General features: G+C 70.4%; 17 protein-coding genes. 7 read left to right on the top strand and 10 right to left on the bottom strand.

What is annotated here, in order from left to right; all coding sequences use genetic code 11:
- The first annotated feature begins 148 nt into the window (after positions 1-148).
- Positions 149-1,438 (top strand): adenylosuccinate synthase, encoded by a 1,290-nt coding sequence (locus V8201_RS05025; RefSeq protein WP_336544638.1) that lies wholly within the window; start codon positions 149-151, stop codon positions 1,436-1,438.
- A gap of 64 nt (positions 1,439-1,502) precedes the next feature.
- Here V8201_RS05025 and V8201_RS05030 read toward each other — a convergent pair whose 3' ends face one another.
- From V8201_RS05030 to V8201_RS05060, 7 genes are all read right to left on the bottom strand, one after another.
- The gene (locus tag V8201_RS05030; protein WP_336544639.1) at positions 1,503-1,952 is read right to left on the bottom strand and encodes a hypothetical protein; all 450 of its coding nucleotides are present in this window, start codon (positions 1,950-1,952) and stop codon (positions 1,503-1,505) included.
- A 67-nt stretch (positions 1,953-2,019) separates the two neighbouring features.
- Complete coding sequence (gene aroC / locus V8201_RS05035) at positions 2,020-3,090, bottom strand: chorismate synthase (RefSeq protein ID WP_336544640.1); 1,071 nt, start codon at positions 3,088-3,090, stop codon at positions 2,020-2,022.
- Complete coding sequence (locus V8201_RS05040; protein ID WP_336544641.1) at positions 3,087-3,341, bottom strand: DUF2442 domain-containing protein; 255 nt, start codon at positions 3,339-3,341, stop codon at positions 3,087-3,089. The genes aroC and V8201_RS05040 overlap by 4 nt, the downstream gene beginning before the upstream one ends.
- Positions 3,310-3,570, bottom strand: a complete 261-nt coding sequence (locus V8201_RS05045; protein ID WP_336544642.1) for a DUF4160 domain-containing protein — start codon at positions 3,568-3,570, stop codon at positions 3,310-3,312. The genes V8201_RS05040 and V8201_RS05045 overlap by 32 nt, the downstream gene beginning before the upstream one ends.
- 10 nt (positions 3,571-3,580) lie before the next feature.
- Entirely contained in the window at positions 3,581-4,372 is a 792-nt protein-coding gene (gene fabI / locus V8201_RS05050) for an enoyl-ACP reductase FabI (RefSeq protein WP_037534384.1), read from the bottom strand.
- A gap of 8 nt (positions 4,373-4,380) precedes the next feature.
- Positions 4,381-5,325 carry a YihY/virulence factor BrkB family protein gene (locus V8201_RS05055; protein ID WP_037534382.1) on the bottom strand — a complete coding sequence of 315 codons (945 nt, stop codon included), beginning with the start codon at positions 5,323-5,325 and terminating at the stop codon, positions 4,381-4,383.
- Between the two features lie 7 nt (positions 5,326-5,332).
- Entirely contained in the window at positions 5,333-6,268 is a 936-nt protein-coding gene (locus tag V8201_RS05060) for a DnaJ C-terminal domain-containing protein (protein ID WP_037534380.1), read from the bottom strand.
- Between the two features lie 95 nt (positions 6,269-6,363).
- On the opposite strand from V8201_RS05060, the gene V8201_RS05065 reads away from it, so the two are divergent.
- Positions 6,364-6,630 (top strand): hypothetical protein, encoded by a 267-nt coding sequence (locus tag V8201_RS05065; RefSeq protein WP_037534377.1) that lies wholly within the window; start codon positions 6,364-6,366, stop codon positions 6,628-6,630.
- Positions 6,631-6,708: 78 nt separating this feature from the next.
- Here the strand turns inward: V8201_RS05065 and V8201_RS05070 are convergent, their stop codons facing one another.
- Positions 6,709-7,380: a hypothetical protein gene (locus V8201_RS05070; protein ID WP_336544643.1), complete on the bottom strand. Its 672-nt coding sequence runs from the start codon at positions 7,378-7,380 to the stop codon at positions 6,709-6,711.
- Positions 7,381-7,487: 107 nt separating this feature from the next.
- On the opposite strand from V8201_RS05070, the gene V8201_RS05075 reads away from it, so the two are divergent.
- The 4 genes from V8201_RS05075 (at position 7,488) to V8201_RS05090 (ending at position 11,631) form a co-directional block, all read left to right on the top strand.
- Entirely contained in the window at positions 7,488-8,153 is a 666-nt protein-coding gene (locus tag V8201_RS05075) for a response regulator transcription factor (protein ID WP_037531396.1), read from the top strand.
- Between the two features lie 4 nt (positions 8,154-8,157).
- The gene (locus V8201_RS05080) at positions 8,158-9,540 is read left to right on the top strand and encodes a sensor histidine kinase (protein WP_336544644.1); all 1,383 of its coding nucleotides are present in this window, start codon (positions 8,158-8,160) and stop codon (positions 9,538-9,540) included.
- Between the two features lie 31 nt (positions 9,541-9,571).
- Positions 9,572-10,675, top strand: coding sequence for an NADH:flavin oxidoreductase/NADH oxidase (locus V8201_RS05085; protein WP_336544645.1), 1,104 nt, complete (start codon positions 9,572-9,574; stop codon positions 10,673-10,675).
- A gap of 80 nt (positions 10,676-10,755) precedes the next feature.
- The gene (locus V8201_RS05090) at positions 10,756-11,631 is read left to right on the top strand and encodes an SMP-30/gluconolactonase/LRE family protein (RefSeq protein WP_271300329.1); all 876 of its coding nucleotides are present in this window, start codon (positions 10,756-10,758) and stop codon (positions 11,629-11,631) included.
- A gap of 599 nt (positions 11,632-12,230) precedes the next feature.
- Here the strand turns inward: V8201_RS05090 and V8201_RS05095 are convergent.
- Both V8201_RS05095 and V8201_RS05100 read right to left on the bottom strand, forming a co-directional pair.
- Positions 12,231-13,811: an aldehyde dehydrogenase (NADP(+)) gene (locus tag V8201_RS05095; RefSeq protein ID WP_336544646.1), complete on the bottom strand. Its 1,581-nt coding sequence runs from the start codon at positions 13,809-13,811 to the stop codon at positions 12,231-12,233.
- A 92-nt stretch (positions 13,812-13,903) separates the two neighbouring features.
- Positions 13,904-14,233: a hypothetical protein gene (locus V8201_RS05100; protein ID WP_037531404.1), complete on the bottom strand. Its 330-nt coding sequence runs from the start codon at positions 14,231-14,233 to the stop codon at positions 13,904-13,906.
- Positions 14,234-14,357: 124 nt separating this feature from the next.
- Here V8201_RS05100 and V8201_RS05105 point away from each other — a divergent pair, with 124 nt between their 5' ends.
- Positions 14,358-16,382 (top strand): TonB-dependent receptor, encoded by a 2,025-nt coding sequence (locus V8201_RS05105; RefSeq protein WP_336544647.1) that lies wholly within the window; start codon positions 14,358-14,360, stop codon positions 16,380-16,382.
- Positions 16,383-16,418 lie beyond the last annotated feature (36 nt).

Below are 16,418 nucleotides of genomic sequence, written 5' to 3' on the forward strand. Positions count from 1 at the left end.
AGCCATACCGTTCCCCGCCCTCAATTCCCGCCAAGCGGTTGACCCCGCCGGCGCACGCCGGTAGGCGCGCGGCATCTCAGGACCGTTCGTGTGCCGAGTCCTGTCGAAGGGCGCACGGATCAACGCCGGCAGGCGGAGACCTGTATCCATGGCCAATGTAGCAGTCATCGGCGCGCAATGGGGCGACGAAGGCAAGGGCAAGATCGTCGACTGGCTCGCCGAGCGTGCCGATATGGTGGTGCGCTTCCAGGGCGGCCATAACGCCGGCCATACGCTCGTCGTCGGCGACAATGTCTACAAGCTGTCGCTGCTGCCCTCGGGCATCGTCCGCGGCACGCCGAGCGTGATCGGCAACGGCGTCGTGCTCGACCCCTGGGCGCTCAAGGCGGAGATCGAGCGGCTGGCGGCGCAGGGCGTCACCGCGACGCCCGAGACGCTGCGCATCGCCGACACCTGCGCGCTGATCCTGCCGCTCCACCGCGACCTCGACGCCCTGCGCGAGGATGCGAGCGGCGCGGGCAAGATCGGCACCACCCGTCGCGGCATCGGCCCGGCCTATGAGGACAAGGTCGGCCGGCGCGCGATCCGCGTCTGCGATCTGGCGCATCTCGACGATCTCGGGCCGCAGCTCGACCGGCTGCTCGCGCATCACGACGCGCTGCGCGCGGGGTTCGGCTCGCCCGCGATCGATCGCGCCGCGCTGCTCGCCGAACTGCGCGAGATCGCCGGGTTCGTGCTGCCGTTCGCCAAGCCGGTATGGCGCGACCTCAACGAGGCGAAGGGCCGCGGCAAGCGTATCCTGTTCGAAGGCGCGCAGGGCGTGCTGCTCGATGTCGATCACGGCACCTATCCCTTCGTCACCTCGTCCAACACGATCGCCGGTACGGCGGCGGGCGGATCGGGGCTGGGGCCGGCGGCGGTCGGCTTCGTGCTCGGCATCGCCAAGGCCTATACCACCCGCGTCGGGTCGGGGCCGTTCCCGACCGAGCTGGAGGACGAGACCGGCGAGCGGCTCGGCCAGCGCGGCCATGAATTCGGTACGGTGACGGGGCGCAAGCGGCGTTGCGGCTGGATCGACACGGTCCTGCTGCGCCAGTCGGCGGCGGTCGGCGGCATCACCGGCATCGCGCTGACCAAGATCGACGTGCTCGACGGCTTTGAGACGGTCAAGATCTGCACCGGCTATCGCCTCAACGGCGAGGCGCTCGACTATTTCCCGGCGCATGCCGCAGATCAGGCGGCGGTCGAGCCGGTCTACGAAGAGATGGAAGGCTGGCAGGAGTCGACAGCCGGGGCACGGAGCTGGGCCGATCTGCCGGCGCAGGCGATCAAGTATATCCGCCGCGTCGAGGAGCTGATCCGCTGCCCGGTCGCCCTCGTGTCGACCAGCCCGGAACGCGAGGACACGATCCTCGTCCGCGATCCGTTCGCCGACTGACGGCGGACACGAAAAAGCCGGGCGGTGTGACCCGCCCGGCCTTTTGTTCGCAGCTTCGAAAAGCTTATTGCGGGGTGGCGGTGCCACCCGTGGTGGTGCCGCCCATCGTCCCGGTGGTCGACGTGCCGCCCATCGTGTCGGTGGTGCCGCCCATCGTGCCCGTGGTCGAGCCGGTGCCGGTGCCGGTCGTGCCGCCCATCGTATCGGTGGTGCCCATCGTGCCGGTGGTCGAGCCGCTCATGCTGCCCGAACCGGTCGTGCGACCGCTACGGGTGCTGCGCGACTTGCGCGACGAACGGCTCTGCGTCGTGGTGCCGCTCGACATCGTCGAATCGGTCGGCGCGGTGGTCGTCTGACCGCCCATCGTACCGGTCGTGCTGCCGCCCATCGTGCCCATGCTGCCCGAGGTGCTGCCGCCCATCGTGCCGCCAGCGGTGCCGCCGGTCGTCGTCTGGGCATAGGCTGCGGCGGGGATCAGCATCGCGGCGGCCATCAGCGGAATGATCTTACGCATCGTTCTCTCCTGCTTTGTCGTCCGCCCCCAACGGGCCGATGCAGGGAGGGTTCCGTTTTATTAACCTTCAGCGCCCCGTCTGGCCGCGATGCAGCAACGCCTGGTCGGCAAGTACTAGGGCCATCATCGCCTCGACCACGGGTACGCCGCGGATGCCGACGCAGGGGTCGTGACGGCCCTTGGTGGCGATCTCCGCCGCCGCGCCGCTGCGGTCGATCGTCGGTACCGGGATGAGGATCGAACTGGTCGGCTTGAACGCGACGCGCAGCCGGATCGGCTGGCCGGTGGCGATGCCGCCGGTGATCCCGCCGGCATGGTTGGCGAGGAAATCGGGACCGTCGGCGCCCGGCCGCATCGCATCGGCATTCGCCTCGCCGGTCAGCGCCGCGGCGGCGAAGCCGTCGCCGATCTCGACGCCCTTGACCGCATTGATCCCCATACAGGCATGCGCCAGCTCGGCGTCGAGCTTGGCATAGAGCGGCGCGCCCCAGCCGGCCGGCACCCCGGTCGCCTCGCACGCCACCACCGCGCCGAGCGACGAACCCGCCTTGCGCGCGCCATCGACCAGCGCCTCCCAGCGTGCGGCCGCGGCGGCGTCGGGGCAGAAGAAGGGGTTGGCATCGATCGCCGCGTCGTCAAACGCAGCATAATCGATGGCATCGCCGCCGATCGCCTCGACCCAGCCGCGGATGCGCACCTGCGGGATCACCGCCCGCGCCACCGCGCCGGCGGCGACACGCGACGCCGTCTCGCGCGCCGAGGAACGACCGCCGCCGCGATGATCCCGCAGGCCGTATTTGGCGTCATAGGCATAATCGGCATGGCCGGGGCGATAAGCCTTGGCGACCTCGGAATAATCCTTCGATCGCTGGTCGACGTTCTCGATCATCAGGCTGATCGGCGTACCGGTCGTCCGCCCCTCGAACACGCCGGACAGGATGCGCACCTGATCGGGCTCGCGCCGCTGCGTCGTGAAGCGCGAGGTGCCGGGGCGGCGCTTGTCGAGCCACGGCTGGATGTCCGCCTCGCCGAGCGCGATCCCCGGCGGACAGCCGTCGACCACCGCGCCGATCGCCGGACCATGGCTTTCGCCCCAGGTGGTGAAGCGGAACAGATGCCCGAAGCTGTTGATGCTCATGCGGCGCTACGCTTTGCCTGGGTCATGTCGCCGCGACCGGCGAGCAGGCCCGCGACCGAGATATCCTCGTCGAGCTCGTCCCAGTGCAGACCGCTGGGGCTGATCCACACCTTGTCGCGATCCGCCGCCGATCCGTGCAGCAGCCGGGGATACCAGGCGAGCGGCACGCCCAGGGTGCGGCCATCGTCGAGGCGGACCCACATCTGATCGTCATCGAACTCAACGCTCGTCGCGCGTACCGAAATGCTCATGCCAGGCGCTCGTAATCTCAGGTCGACGAAGGCTGACCTGCTCGATGATCCATCGCAGGGCGCGGGCGTCCAGTCCATGATTATCGGCCAACGTCACCTCGGGATACAGCCAGAGCTTCGCATCACCGATGCCGCGTTTGGCAACATGGACGTGGATCGGCTCGCGCGGGTCACCTTCATTGGAGTAGAAGTGGAACCGCCATCCGCGAGCGACGAAGACGACCGGCACCGTCGTCGTCTTACGCCAGCGCGATATCCGGGGCGTCCTCCGCCTTCATGCCGATGACGTTATAGCCCGCGTCGACATGGTGGATCTCGCCGGTCACGCCCGCCGACAGGTCGGACAGCATGTACAGGCCGGCGCCGCCGACATCCTCGATCGTCACGGTGCGGCGGAGCGGCGCGTTAAGCTCGTTCCACTTGAGGATATAGTTGAAGTCGCCGATGCCGCGCGCCGCCAGCGTCTGGATCGGCCCGGCGGAGATCGCGTTGATGCGGATATTGTCGGGGCCGAGATCGACCGCGAGATATTTGACGCTGGTCTCCAGAGCCGCCTTGGCGACGCCCATCACGTTGTAATGCGGGATGACCTTCTCGGCGCCGTAATAGGTCAGCGTCAGGATCGCGCCGCCGTCCGGCATCATCGCGCGCGCGCGCTGCGCCACCGCGACCAGCGAATAGGCCGAGATGTTCATCGTCATCAGGAAATTGTCGAGCGTCGTGTCGTAATAACGGCCGCGCAGCTGCGACTTGTCGGAGAAGCCGATCGCATGGACGACGAAATCGATCGTCGGCCATTCCGCCTTGAGCGCATCAAAGGTCGCGTCGAGCGCCGCCATGTCGGCGACGTCGCAATCGAACAGTCGCGCGACGCCGAGCTGTTCGGCGAGCGGCCGGACGCGCTTCTCCATCGCCGCGCCCTGATAGGAGAAAGCGAGTTCGGCGCCATGTTCGGACAGGTGTTTGGCAATGCCCCAGGCGAGCGACTTGTCGTTCGCCAGCCCCATGATCAACCCACGCTTGCCCGCCATCAAACCCGTCACGCCGTCTTCGCCTTTTCTGTCACCGATTGCCCCTGTAGCGCCGGTTCGGGGGGTTCCGCCAGTGCCGCGTTGAGATGCGCGCCGAACACCAGTCCCAATCCGATCAGGTAGAAAAACAACAGCATCACGACGACCCCGGCGAGGCTGCCATAGGTCATGTCATAGCCGCCGAGATGCCCCAGCACCCATGGCAGCAGCGTCGTCATCCCGACCCACCAGACCGTGGTGAACGCCGCACCCGGCCATTTGCGGCAGTCGGTATAACGATATTTGGACGGCGTCACCGAATAGAAGAGCAGATAGAGCGCGCCGAACATCACCAGCCCCGGGATGATCCGCGACAGGCCGACCCATCCGGCGAGCCCTTCCGCAAAGGGGAGCAGGCGGTAGATGAACTGTTCCGCCGCGGTCAGGATGCCCTGGACGAGGAAGCTGAGCAGCGCGATGATCACCGACAGGATGATGACGCCCGACGACGACAGGCGCGACCGCCAGAACGGCACGCTTGCCTTGACGCCATAAGCACGATGGAAAATGTCGCGAATCGTCTCGACGAAGCTGCCGACCGTCCACAATCCCACCAGCCCGCCCAGCCACAGCAGCGATCCCGTCCGCGCGAGCAGCACGTCCGCGATCGGCTTGCGCAGGATATCGGCGACATCGGGCGGCAGCACGTGGAGGAACGAGGCCACGGCCCGCTGCGTCTCGGCGCTCTGCCCGAGCAGCGACAGCACCGCCGCGGCGGTGATGAAGAACGGGAACACCGTCATCAGTGCCAGATAGGCGAGGTTGCCGGCGTGGATGAAGCCATCGGTGAACACGCCATAGGCGGCGCGCTTGGTGATCTCCCACGCCGCGGGGCCGGGTTTCAGCTTGGCGAGCTGGTGGCGCGCGCGATGATGCGCGCGCGCCTCGGGGGTAAGGACATTCGTTTCGGTCACGACCGCGTCAGACGCCCATGGCGGCTCGCGGGTTCCGCGGGTCGTTCCACCCGGCGACGAACTGTTGCAGCGCTGCATCATCGGCAGGCAGGTCGATCAGCAGCGTGACGAGCTGATCGCCGCGCGTGCCGTCCTTCTTGTGAAAGCCCTTGCCCTTGAGCCGCAGCGTCTTGCCCGAGCTGGTGCCCTTGGGGATGGTCAGCATCACCGGCTTGTCGACGGTCGGCACGCGCACGGTGCCGCCGGCGACCGCTTCCTTGAGCGTGATCGGCAGGTCGAGCCGCACGTCGTCGCCGTCGCGCTCGAAGAAACGGTGCGGCTGCACCTCGATGGCGACGATCGCATCGCCGGCGCCGCCCGGCCCGGCCTCGCCCTTGCCGGCGAGCTTCATCTGCGTGCCGCTTTCGAGCCCGGCGGGCAGTTTGAGGTCGATCGTCTTGCCGTCGCCGAGCGTCACGCGCTGCGGGCTGAGCGTCGCCGCGTCGATGAAGGGCACCTGCAGCCGATAGGTGACGTTGGCGCCCTTGGGCTGCGCACGCCGGCCGAAGCCGCTCGAAAAGCCGCCGCCCCGCGCCTGTCCGCCGCCGAACAGCCCTTCGAAGATGTCGCTCATGTCCGGATCGCCGCCGGCGCCGAATTCATAGCCGGCGCTGTTGAAGCCTGCCGATCCGGCGCGGCCGCCGCCCGGTCGCGCGCCGCCGAAGCCGAAGGGCGCGGCGGGGTTGCCGTCGCCGTCGATCTCGCCGCGGTCGAACTTCGCGCGCTTGTCCTTGTCGTTGAGCAGGTCGTAGGCGTTGGTGACCTGGCTGAACCGCTCGGACGCTTTGGGGTTGTCCTTGTTGCGGTCGGGATGCAGTTCCTTGGCGAGCTTGCGGTACGCCTTTTTGATGTCCGCCTCGGACGCGCCGCGCGCAACGCCCAAGGTTTGATATGGATCGGCCATTGGGTCCCCGTTGGTGTATTACGGACCCATGTGGGGGAGGGCGCGACGCAACGCAATCGCTCGCTGCATCGTTGGGTCTTTCAAGGAGATACGATGTGACCGACAAACAACCGATGCAGGCGATCGACCCGAATCACGCCGAAAAGGCCAAACAGGACGACGGTGTCGAATGGCCATCGGGCAAGGGCGACAGCGAAAGCAGCGGCGGCGCGTACCCCAATCCGCACACCGGCAAGGGCAAGCAGGACGATGTCGGCGGCGGCTTCCTCGGCCATGGCGGGCAGAGCCATATCGACTATTCGGGCACCGGCGACGACGACACCGACGAAGCGGTCGGCAATGAAAACGCCGTGACCAAGTAAAACGGGTCTCTTCGCGGACGATACGTCGCTCCCGTCGCCGCTGAACGACGACGGGAGCGATTTTTGTGTGCCGCTGGCTCAGCGCGCCGGGGTCGGCGCCGGGGCCGGGGCGACCGGCGCGGCACCGGCGCGGGGCGCAGGCGGGGCGGCGCCGTTCACCGGCGGCGGCGGCGGGGGCGTTCCGGCCGGGCCGACCGCGGGCGGCGGCGGCGTTCCGGCGGGACCTGCGCCGGGCGGCGGCGGCGGCGGGCTGCCGGCCGGACCGACACCCGGGGGCGGGGGCGGGGGCGGCGTTCCGGCGGGACCGGCACCGGGCAGCGGCGGCGGCGGCGGCGGTGCATCCGCACCCGGACCGCCCGGGCGGGGCCGCGGGCCGACCTCATTCACCTCGCCCGATGGGCCGACGAGGAAGTGCGCCCGCAACTGGCCCTCGTCATAGCGGCCCTGGACCAGCACCGCATTGCCGCGCGTCATATGGGCGGTGCCGTCGCGCCCGGCGTCGATCATCGCACGGCCGCTGCCGTCCTGGACGACGAACCGGTCCCCGAACACCTCGGCGACACGGCCCTTGACCGTGACGATGCCGTTGCTGTTGGCGAGGCGGGCGATCGGCGTCGCCACCGTCGGGGCCATCTCGACGCCCGGCCGGGTCAGCGCGACCGCGCCGGCGCCGCCCGCTGCCCCCACCGCGACCAGCGCCGCCGCACCGAGCGCCAGCCGCTGCCGGATCGTCATATGTAGTCTTGCCATCGATCGTCTCCTTCATGTCGATGACCGGCTTCTACGGTGATTCGGCCGACCCCCGCTGAACCAGGCGGTTCATGTTCGGTTTAGCCAGGGAGAATAGGGCCACGGTCATGCGCATCCTGCTAGTCGAAGACGATCCCGACCTTGGCCCGGCCACCGCCCGCGCGCTGCGCGCCGAGCATTTCGCGGTCGATCTCGTCGCCGACGGGATCGACGCCGGCCATCTCGGCGAAACAGAGACCTATGACGCGGCGGTGCTCGACCTCGGGTTGGCGGGCAAGGACGGGATCAGCGTGCTGCGCGACTGGCGCGCCGCGTCGCGCGCGCTGCCGGTGCTGATCCTCACCGCGCGCGACGGCTGGTCCGACAAGGTCGCCGGCTTCAAGGCGGGGGCGGACGACTATCTGGTCAAGCCGTTCCGCGTCGAGGAACTGGTGATGCGGCTGCGCGCGCTTGTCCGCCGCGCCGCCGGCCATGCCCAGCCGGTGCTGACCTGCGGACGGCTGTCGTTCGATACGCAGATCGGCCATTTCGAACTCGACGGCCTGCCGCTCAAGCTCACCGCGTTCGAATGGCGCGTGCTGTCGACGCTGATGCTGCGGCGCGAGGCGGTGATCGAGCGGCTCGACCTGCTCGAACGCGTCTATGAAGGCGATGCCGATGTCGATTCGAACAGTCTCGAGGTGATCGTCGGCCGCCTGCGCCGCAAGATCGGCGCCGAGATGATCGAGACGATCCGCGGCCGCGGCTATCGGCTGACCTGCGGCGAGGGCTGAGCCGGTGCTGCGCTCGATCCAGGGGCGGATGCTGCTGCTCTCCGCGGTGGCGATCCTCGCCGCGCTCGGCATCGCCGGCTGGGCGATCGCCGGCGTGCTCGAACGCGTCGTCACCGAAGGCATCGACCGGCGGCTCGATGCCGAGATCGCCTTGCTCGCCAGCACCGTCGCGCCGGACGGGCAGGTCGACCGCGCCCGGCTCACCGCACGGGCCGGCGCCTTGGAGGCGGGGCGCGGCTGGACGTGGCGGATCGACGGACCCGACGGGGCGATCGGCTCGGCCGACCCGCCGCGGCTCCGGCCCGGCCCGGTCGCCGCACCGCCGCCGCCGCCCGGCGTGCCGGATGCACCGGGAGCGCCGCCTGCACCGATCGCCGAGGATGCCGCCGCACCGCAGGGGCTCGACGGCGTCGATCAGGCGGGCCGCACCATCCACGCCCGCCGCCTGCGCCTCGTTACGTCGCGGGGCACGGTATCGCTGCTTGCCGCCGCGCCGCGCGCGGTGGTGGCACGGCCGCTGCGTGAGGCGTTGACGCCGCTGCTCGTCGCGCTGGCGATCCTCGCCGCGCTGCTCGCCGCCGCGTCGCTGCTGCAACTGCGCCTCGGCCTGCGCCCGCTCGCCCGGATGCGCGAGCAGCTCGCCGCGATCCGCGCCGGCCTGCGCGAGCGGGTCGACGACGATCAGCCGGTCGAGCTGCGCGGCCTCGCCGACGAACTCAACGCGCTTGCCGCGGATCGCGCCGCCGCGCTCGCCACCGCGCGCCAGTCCGCGGCCAATCTGGCGCATGCGCTCAAGACGCCGGTGGCGACGCTCGCGCTGCAGCTGCGCGACGATCCGGCCAAGGCGGCGCAGGTCGCGCGGATCGACGCGACGATCCGCCACCATCTCGCCCGCGCCCGTGCGGGAGCGACCGATACCCGCGCCAGCGTGCGTATCGCCCCGGCGGTAGACGATCTCGCGCTGGCGATCGGCCGCCTCCACGCCGGGCGCGGCATCACCGTCACGCCGCAGGTGGGCGGCGACCCGGTCGCGGCGATGGACGCGCAGGATTTCGACGAACTGCTCGGCAACCTGCTCGACAATGCCGCGCGCCACGCCGCGACGCAGGTGTGGATCGATGTGCGCGTGGCGAGCGGCGACGCGCGCCGCATCGTGCTCACCGTCAGCGACGACGGTCCCGGCATCCCCGCCGCGGACCGCGCGCGCGTCACCGAGCCGGGCGTACGGCTCGACGAGCGCGGCGAAGGCCATGGCTTTGGCCTCGCCATCGTCCGCGAGCTGACCGAGCTGCACGGCGGCAGCCTGACGCTCGGCGAGCGTGACGGCGGTGGCCTTGCCGCGAGCGTCACGTTGCCGGCGCGGCACCAATCGGCCGGTCAAGCGTAGCGCCTATCCGTCTCCCGTCCGCCGAGGTGCCATGCCGACTCCCGCCCTGTTCCAGCCGATCACCGTCGGCGCGCTGACGATGCGCAACCGCATCGTCATTGCCCCGATGTGCCAATATTCCGCCGAACAGGGGCGGATGACCGACTGGCATCTCATCCACCTCGGCCATCTCGCGCTGTCGGGGGCGGGGCTGCTGACGATCGAGGCGAGCGCGGTGACGCCCGAGGGGCGGATCACCTTCGGCGACGTCGGCCTGTACGACGATGCCACCGAGGCGGCGATGGCGCGGGTGCTCGAATCGGTGCGCCGCCATTCCGACATGCCGATTGCGATCCAGCTCGCCCATGCCGGGCGCAAGGCGTCGACCGACCTGCCGTGGCGCGGTGGCAAGCAGATCGCGCCCGACCATGCCGACGGCTGGCAGACGGTCGCGCCGTCGCCTGCGCCCTTCGCCGAGGGCGAGAATCCGCCGCACGCGCTTTCGGTCGCCGAGATCGAGGCGCTCGTCGCCGCCTTCGCCGAATCCGCCCGCCGCGCCGCGCGGCTGGGGATCGACGCGGTGCAGTTGCACGGCGCGCACGGCTATCTGCTCCACCAGTTCCTGTCGCCGCTCAGCAACCGGCGGACGGATGAGTATGGCGGCAGCCTCGACAATCGCATGCGCTTCCCGCTCGCAGTGTTCGACGCGGTGCGCGCCGCCTTCCCGGCGGAGCGGCCGGTGACGATGCGCGTCTCGGGCACCGACTGGGTCGAGGGCGGCTGGGATGCCGAACAGACCGTCGCCTTCGCCCGCGCGCTCGAAGCGCGCGGCTGCGCGGCGATCCACGTATCGAGCGGCGGGCTCGATCCGCGCCAGCAGATCCCGACCGGGCCGAGCTATCAGGTACCGCTCGCCCGTGCGGTCAAGCAGGGCTGCGGCCTGCCGGTCGTCGCGGTCGGGCTGATCACCGACTATGAGCAGGCCGAGGCGATCGTCGGCACCGGCGATGCCGACATGATCGCGCTCGCCCGCACCATCCTCTACGAACCGCGCTGGCCCTGGCATGCCGCGGCGCATCTCGGCGCGCACGTCAAGGCGCCCGACCAATATCTGCGCTCGCAGCCGCATCGCTTCCGCGACCTGTTCGACGCGTGAGGCAGGCTGGTTTTGTCAGACTGGACCTGAACCCCGGATCGGAGGATGTAGCGCCAGCTTCAACCTGGAGGGGATATGCCATGACCGATCATCACGTGCGCACCGTATTGCCGGTACAGGCGGTACTCGGCGAGGGGCCGGTGTGGATCGGGCGCGAGCAGGCCGTGTGGTTCGTCGACATCAAGAGCCGGCATATCCACCGCTTCGATCCCGCGAGCGGCACGGCGCAGCGCTGGGATGCGCCCGATCAGGTCGGCTGGGTGCTGCCGAGCGACGACGGCGGCCTGATCGCCGGCCTGCGCACCGGACTGCACCGCTTCGATCCCGCCGACGGCAGCTTCACCTTCCTGGCGCGGCCCGAGGGCGATGCCGCCGGCAACCGGCTCAACGACGCGGCGACCGACAGCGCCGGGCGGATCTGGTTCGGCACGATGGACGACGCCGAGACGGATCTGACCGGGCGCGTCTATCGCCACGCCGGCGGCACGGTCAGCGACAGCGGCCTCGCCCCGGTATGCATCACCAACGGCCCGGCGATCGCCGGCGACGGCGTCACGCTCTACCATACCGACACGCTTGGCAAGACGATCTGGCGCGCGACGATCGATGGCGACGGCCGGCTCGGCGCGGCGACGCGCTTCGTGACGATCGAGGAGGGCGCCGGCTATCCCGACGGTTCGGTGGTCGATGCCGAAGGGTGTCTGTGGGTCGCGCTGTGGGGCGGCTGGGGCGTGCGCCGCTACGATCCCGCGGGCGCGCTGATCGGCACGGTGCGGCTGCCCGCGTCGAACATCACCAAGATCGCCTTCGGCGGCGCCGATTTGCGCACCGCCTATGCGACGAGCGCGCGCAAGGGACTCGATGCCGAAGCCTTGGCGGATCAGCCGGAAGCGGGCAATCTGTTCGCCTTCGATCCGGGCGTGGCCGGCGTACCGGTGACGCCGGTGGCGGTGTAAGGAGCGCCTTCCGGAGGTGTCGCACCACATTGATGCTTGGCGGGCCTTGAGGATATCGGCACGCCCGAACACGTCTGCGCAAGTGTCGCTGCACCTGCCAGAGCATCACAGTATTCCTGCGCGGGCGGGAATCCGGTGGCCAAGCAGACCATCGGGTTACGACTAAGAAGACGCTGGGCTCCCGCCTGCGCGGGAGTACTGCAATACTTCGCCCGTCATGCCGGACGCGTTCCAGCATCCACCGTTCGGCACGAGCATAACCCGACATATTGCGGCGCGACGGCCGCCGGAGCAATCCGAAGCCGCTCGGAAGGTCGTCCCGTAGCGACACGCACCACCCCCGGCGAAGGCAGGGGTCCAGTCGGGTGAAGCGCGGTGGAGTCTTTCGACGACGCTCTAACTGGACCCCGGCCTTCGCCGGGGTGGTGCGAGGTTCGGGAAGGTTTCGATCATCGTCTGGCGCGACGATCGGTTCGAGGTGATGCCGAGCCTGTTCAACAGGGCTCGTTCCGCTTCAAACAAAAGCGGGCGGGCGACCAGAGGCCGACCCGCCCGCCTCATGAACGACACTCCCGCCCTTGGACGGGAGCATCCACAGCTTACCGCGGGCTGGCTTCGCGCTTGCCGTCGAGCCGGCGGGCGATGCTCCAGCCGTTGTCGTCGCGCAGCGCGGCGGGGAGCAGCGCCGGCGCGAGGTTCTGGAAGCAGACCGGGCGCAGGAAGCGCGCGATCGCCAAGGTGCCGACCGAGGTCGTCCGCCCGTCGCTGGTCGCCGGGAAAGGGCCGCCGTGGACCATCGCCGGCGCCACCTCGACACCGGTCGGCCAGCCGTTCGCCAGCACGCGGCCGACGCGGCGTGCGATCACCGGCATCAGCTTGGCCGCATCCGCCTCGTCGGCGGGATCGAGCTGCAGCGTCGCGGTGAGCTGACCTTCGAGCTTGCCGACCACCGCGATGATCTCGTCGATGCTGGCGCAACGGACGACCACCGACGACGATCCGAACACCTCGTGCGACAGCGCGACGTCGGCGAGGAACTGCTCCGCCGTCGTCTGGAACAGCGCGCCGACCGCCTGGTTGACACCTTCGCCGACCTTGCCGCGCGCGATCGTCGTCACGGCGGAATGGCTGGCGAGCGCCTCGACGCCCTTTTCGAAGCTCGCATGGATGCCGGGGGACAGCATCGTCGCCGGCTGGCTGTCGGTCAGCGCCGCGCCGGCGTCGCGCACGAAGGCGTCGAGCTCAGGACCGTCGATCGCCAGCACCAGGCCGGGGTTGGTGCAGAACTGCCCCGCGCCCATCGTCAGCGATGCGACGTACTCCTTGGCGAGCGCCGCCCCGCGCGCGGCGAGCGCGGCGGGGAAGATCACCACCGGGTTGATGCTCGACATCTCGGCATAGACCGGGATCGGCTCGTCACGCTCGGCGGCGATGCGGGCGAGGGCGAGGCCGCCGGCGCGCGAGCCGGTGAAGCCGACCGCCTGGATGCGCGGATCGGCGACGAGCGCGCCGCCCAGCTCGTTCGTCTCGCCGGGCAGGTAGGAGAAGACGCCGGCGGGCAGCCCGGCGGCCTTCACCGCCTGCTGGATCGCGCGGGCGACCAGCTCGCCGGTACCGGGATGTGCGGGATGGCCCTTGACCACCACCGGGCAACCGGCGGCGAGCGCCGAGGCGGTGTCGCCGCCCGCCACCGAGAAGGCGAGCGGGAAGTTGGACGCGCCGAACACCGCCACCGGACCGATGGCGAGGTTGATGCGGCGCAGGTCGGGGCGCGGCAGCGGCGCGCGCTCGGGCTGCGCCGGATCGATCGTCGCGTCGAGGAAGTCGCCCTGGCGCACGACGCCGGCGAACAGACGCAGCTGACCGACGGTCCGGCCGCGCTCGCCCTCCAACCGGGCGCGCGGCAGGCCGCTCTCGGCCATCGCGCGCTCGATCAGCGCGTCACCGATGTCGAGGATGTTCTGCGCGATGCCTTCGAGGAAGGCGGCGCGCGCCTCGAGGTCGGTGGCGGCGAAGGCGGGGAAGGCCGCTTCGGCGAGCGCGCAGGCCTCGGCCACCGCATCGGCACGCGCCGACGAGAAATCCGGGGTCAGCGTTTCGCCGCTCGCCGGATTGACCGCGGTGAAACGGTCGGAAGCTTGGCGTGATTCGCCGCCGATCAGCAGGGCGCCGTCGATCATCGGAAATACCTCTCAGGAAATTGTCTGAGTTAATCTAGGCCACCGGCCGCCCCGCGACAATGGCGCACGTTGATCCTCGTCGCGCGTCAGGCTCACTCCTCCGCTTCGAACGTCACGGCCTCGCCGCTGTCCTGCGGATCGAGATCCCAGAGCGCAGCGACCTGTTCGACCGCGCGGCGGGCGATCGCGTCGAGCGATTCGGGGCAGGAGGCCTGCACGTCCCAATTATGCCCGGCTCCCGCCCACGGCTCGGCGAGCGTCGGTAGCATGAAGTCGATGGCGGTCCCCTCACTGTCGAGCGACAGACGCAACGCCGCGCGGTTGAGCTCGTCGCGCAGGGCCTCGGCACCCAGCGTCGGGCGGGGGTGGCCGGCGGCGGCAGCATGTCCGGCCGATCCGGACTGGGGTTCGTCGTCTTCCATGACAGGGCAAGCGCAACAGGATGAGGATCGTTCCGCTACGTTACCCATCGACATTTTCGACCCGAAACCTGCCGCGATGCGGTAGATTGCTGTTCTTCATCGGAAAAAGCGTCAATGGGCGGGGATGCGCTATTTGCTCCTGCCCGCCCTGACGCTCGCCACCCCCGCCGTCGCGCAGACTGGCGCGGCGGCCGACGACATCGTCGTCACCGGGCGCGGCCTGCCCGATTCGCCCGGCGAGCGCGCCTTCGACATCGTCACGATCGATCGCGACCGCTTGCAGGCCAATGCCGCCGCGCGGCTCGAAAGCGTGCTCGCCGACGTCGCCGGCCTCCAGCAATTCCGCCGCTCGGACAGCCGCAGCGCCAATCCGACCAGCCAGGGGATCAGCCTGCGCGGCATCGGCGGCAATGCGTCGAGCCGGGCGCTGCTGATCGTCGACGGCGTGCCGCAGGCCGATCCGTTCGGCGGCTGGGTCGCCTTTCCGGCCTATGCCACCGGCCGGTTGGGGCAGGTGCGGGTGACGCGCGGCGGCGGCAGCGGCTATTTCGGCCCGGGGGCGCTCACCGGCACGGTGCAGATCGACAGCGCGACACCCGACCAGCTCGCCCCGCTCGACGCGAGCGTCTTCTACGGCAGCCGCGATTCGGTCGACGCGCAGGGCAATGCCGCCCTGGTCCGCGACGGCGGCTTCGCGACGCTCTCCGCGGCCTATGCGCGCGGCGACGGCTTCGTGCCCACCGTCGCCGGACAGCGTGGCCCGGTCGACCGGCCGGCGCCCTACGAACAGGCCTCCGCCGCGCTGCGCACCGTCGTGACGATCGCGCCGGCGACCGAACTCCAGGCCAATGTCAGCGCCTTCACCGACCGGCGCGAGCGCGGCACCGCTTATACCGCCAACCAGTCCGACGGGGCCGACGCCAGTCTGCGGCTGGTCGGACGCGGCCGCTGGGGCTGGTCGGCGCTCGCCTATCTGCAGACGCGCGCCTTCGCGTCGAGCTTCGCCAGCGTCAACGCGGCGCGCACCACCGCCAGCCAGTCGCTGAATCAATATAACACGCCCGCGACCGGACTCGGCGCGCGGATCGAGGTGCAGCCGCCGGTCGCCGACACCGTCGACCTGCGGCTCGGCGCCGATCTGCGCGACGTGTCGGGCAAGACGCAGGAGCTGTTCACCTTCGTCGCCGCCCGTCCGACGCGGCGCCGTGAGGCGGGGGGCGAGACGCGGACGCAGGGCCTGTTCGCCGACGGCAGCGTCACGCTCGGCGACCTGACGCTGACCGGCGCGGCGCGGATCGACTGGTGGACGATCGACGGCGGCTATCTCAGCGAACGCCCGCTCGCCGGCGGCGCGGCGCTGACCGATACGCGTTTCGCCGACCGGTCGGGGGACGAGGCGACCGGGCGGGTCGGCGCGGCCTGGCGCGCGGCCGACTGGCTGACGCTGCGCGCCGCCGGCTATCGCGGCTGGCGGCTGCCGACGCTCAACGAACTCTACCGGCCGTTCCGCGTCGGCAATGACGTCACCGCCGCTAACGCCGCGCTGTCGCCCGAGCGGCTGACCGGGATCGAGGCGGGCGCGACGCTCACCCCGCTTGCCGGAGCGAGCCTCGCCGCGACGGTGTTCCGCGACCGGCTGACCGATGCGATCGCCAACGTCACTTTGTCGTCGACGCCGACCAGCGCGTCGCGCGTCCGCCGCAATCTCGACGCGATCCGCTCGACCGGGGTGGAGGTGGACGCGCGCTACGCCTTCGGGCCGTTCGACGCGCTCGCCTCGTGGAGCCATGTCGATGCGCGGGTGCGCGCCTCGGGTGCGGCGGCGACGCTCGACGGGCTGCGCCCGGCGCAGACGCCGCGCGATGCGGTGTCGGCGACGCTCGGCTGGCGCCGCGAACGCGCCGCGCTGTCGGCGACGCTGCGCCATGTCGCGCGACAGTTCGATGACGATCAGAACAGCCGCAGCCTCGCGCCCGCGACGACGCTCGACGGCTATGCCGCGCTGCCGCTCACCCGCGCGCTGACGCTGGAGGCACGCGCCGAGAACCTGTTCGATGCCCGCGTCGAGGCGGGGATCAGCGGCGCGAATATCGTCGAGCGCGCCACCCCGCGGACGCTGTGGATCGGGCTGCGCGCACGGCTCGGCTGACGCGGGCATCGACGCGGCGGCCGCGGGGGATTAAGC

The organism is Sphingomonas kyungheensis, assembly GCF_037120395.1.
Taxonomy (GTDB): domain Bacteria; phylum Pseudomonadota; class Alphaproteobacteria; order Sphingomonadales; family Sphingomonadaceae; genus Sphingomonas; species Sphingomonas kyungheensis.

Bases quoted from the DNA above. Each gene is read 5' to 3' on its own strand.
- V8201_RS05070 (WP_336544643.1), bottom strand. From the start codon at position 7,380: ATGGCAAGACTACATATGACGATCCGGCAGCGGCTGGCGCTCGGTGCG.
- V8201_RS05040 (WP_336544641.1), bottom strand. From the start codon at position 3,341: ATGAGCATTTCGGTACGCGCGACGAGCGTTGAGTTCGATGACGATCAG.
- V8201_RS05105 (WP_336544647.1), top strand. From the start codon at position 14,358: ATGCGCTATTTGCTCCTGCCCGCCCTGACGCTCGCCACCCCCGCCGTC.
- fabI (WP_037534384.1), bottom strand. From the start codon at position 4,372: ATGGCGGGCAAGCGTGGGTTGATCATGGGGCTGGCGAACGACAAGTCG.
- V8201_RS05100 (WP_037531404.1), bottom strand. From the start codon at position 14,233: ATGGAAGACGACGAACCCCAGTCCGGATCGGCCGGACATGCTGCCGCC.
- V8201_RS05025 (WP_336544638.1), top strand. From the start codon at position 149: ATGGCCAATGTAGCAGTCATCGGCGCGCAATGGGGCGACGAAGGCAAG.
- aroC (WP_336544640.1), bottom strand. From the start codon at position 3,090: ATGAGCATCAACAGCTTCGGGCATCTGTTCCGCTTCACCACCTGGGGC.
- V8201_RS05030 (WP_336544639.1), bottom strand. From the start codon at position 1,952: ATGCGTAAGATCATTCCGCTGATGGCCGCCGCGATGCTGATCCCCGCC.
- V8201_RS05075 (WP_037531396.1), top strand. From the start codon at position 7,488: ATGCGCATCCTGCTAGTCGAAGACGATCCCGACCTTGGCCCGGCCACC.
- V8201_RS05090 (WP_271300329.1), top strand. From the start codon at position 10,756: ATGACCGATCATCACGTGCGCACCGTATTGCCGGTACAGGCGGTACTC.
- V8201_RS05060 (WP_037534380.1), bottom strand. From the start codon at position 6,268: ATGGCCGATCCATATCAAACCTTGGGCGTTGCGCGCGGCGCGTCCGAG.
- V8201_RS05085 (WP_336544645.1), top strand. From the start codon at position 9,572: ATGCCGACTCCCGCCCTGTTCCAGCCGATCACCGTCGGCGCGCTGACG.
- V8201_RS05095 (WP_336544646.1), bottom strand. From the start codon at position 13,811: ATGATCGACGGCGCCCTGCTGATCGGCGGCGAATCACGCCAAGCTTCC.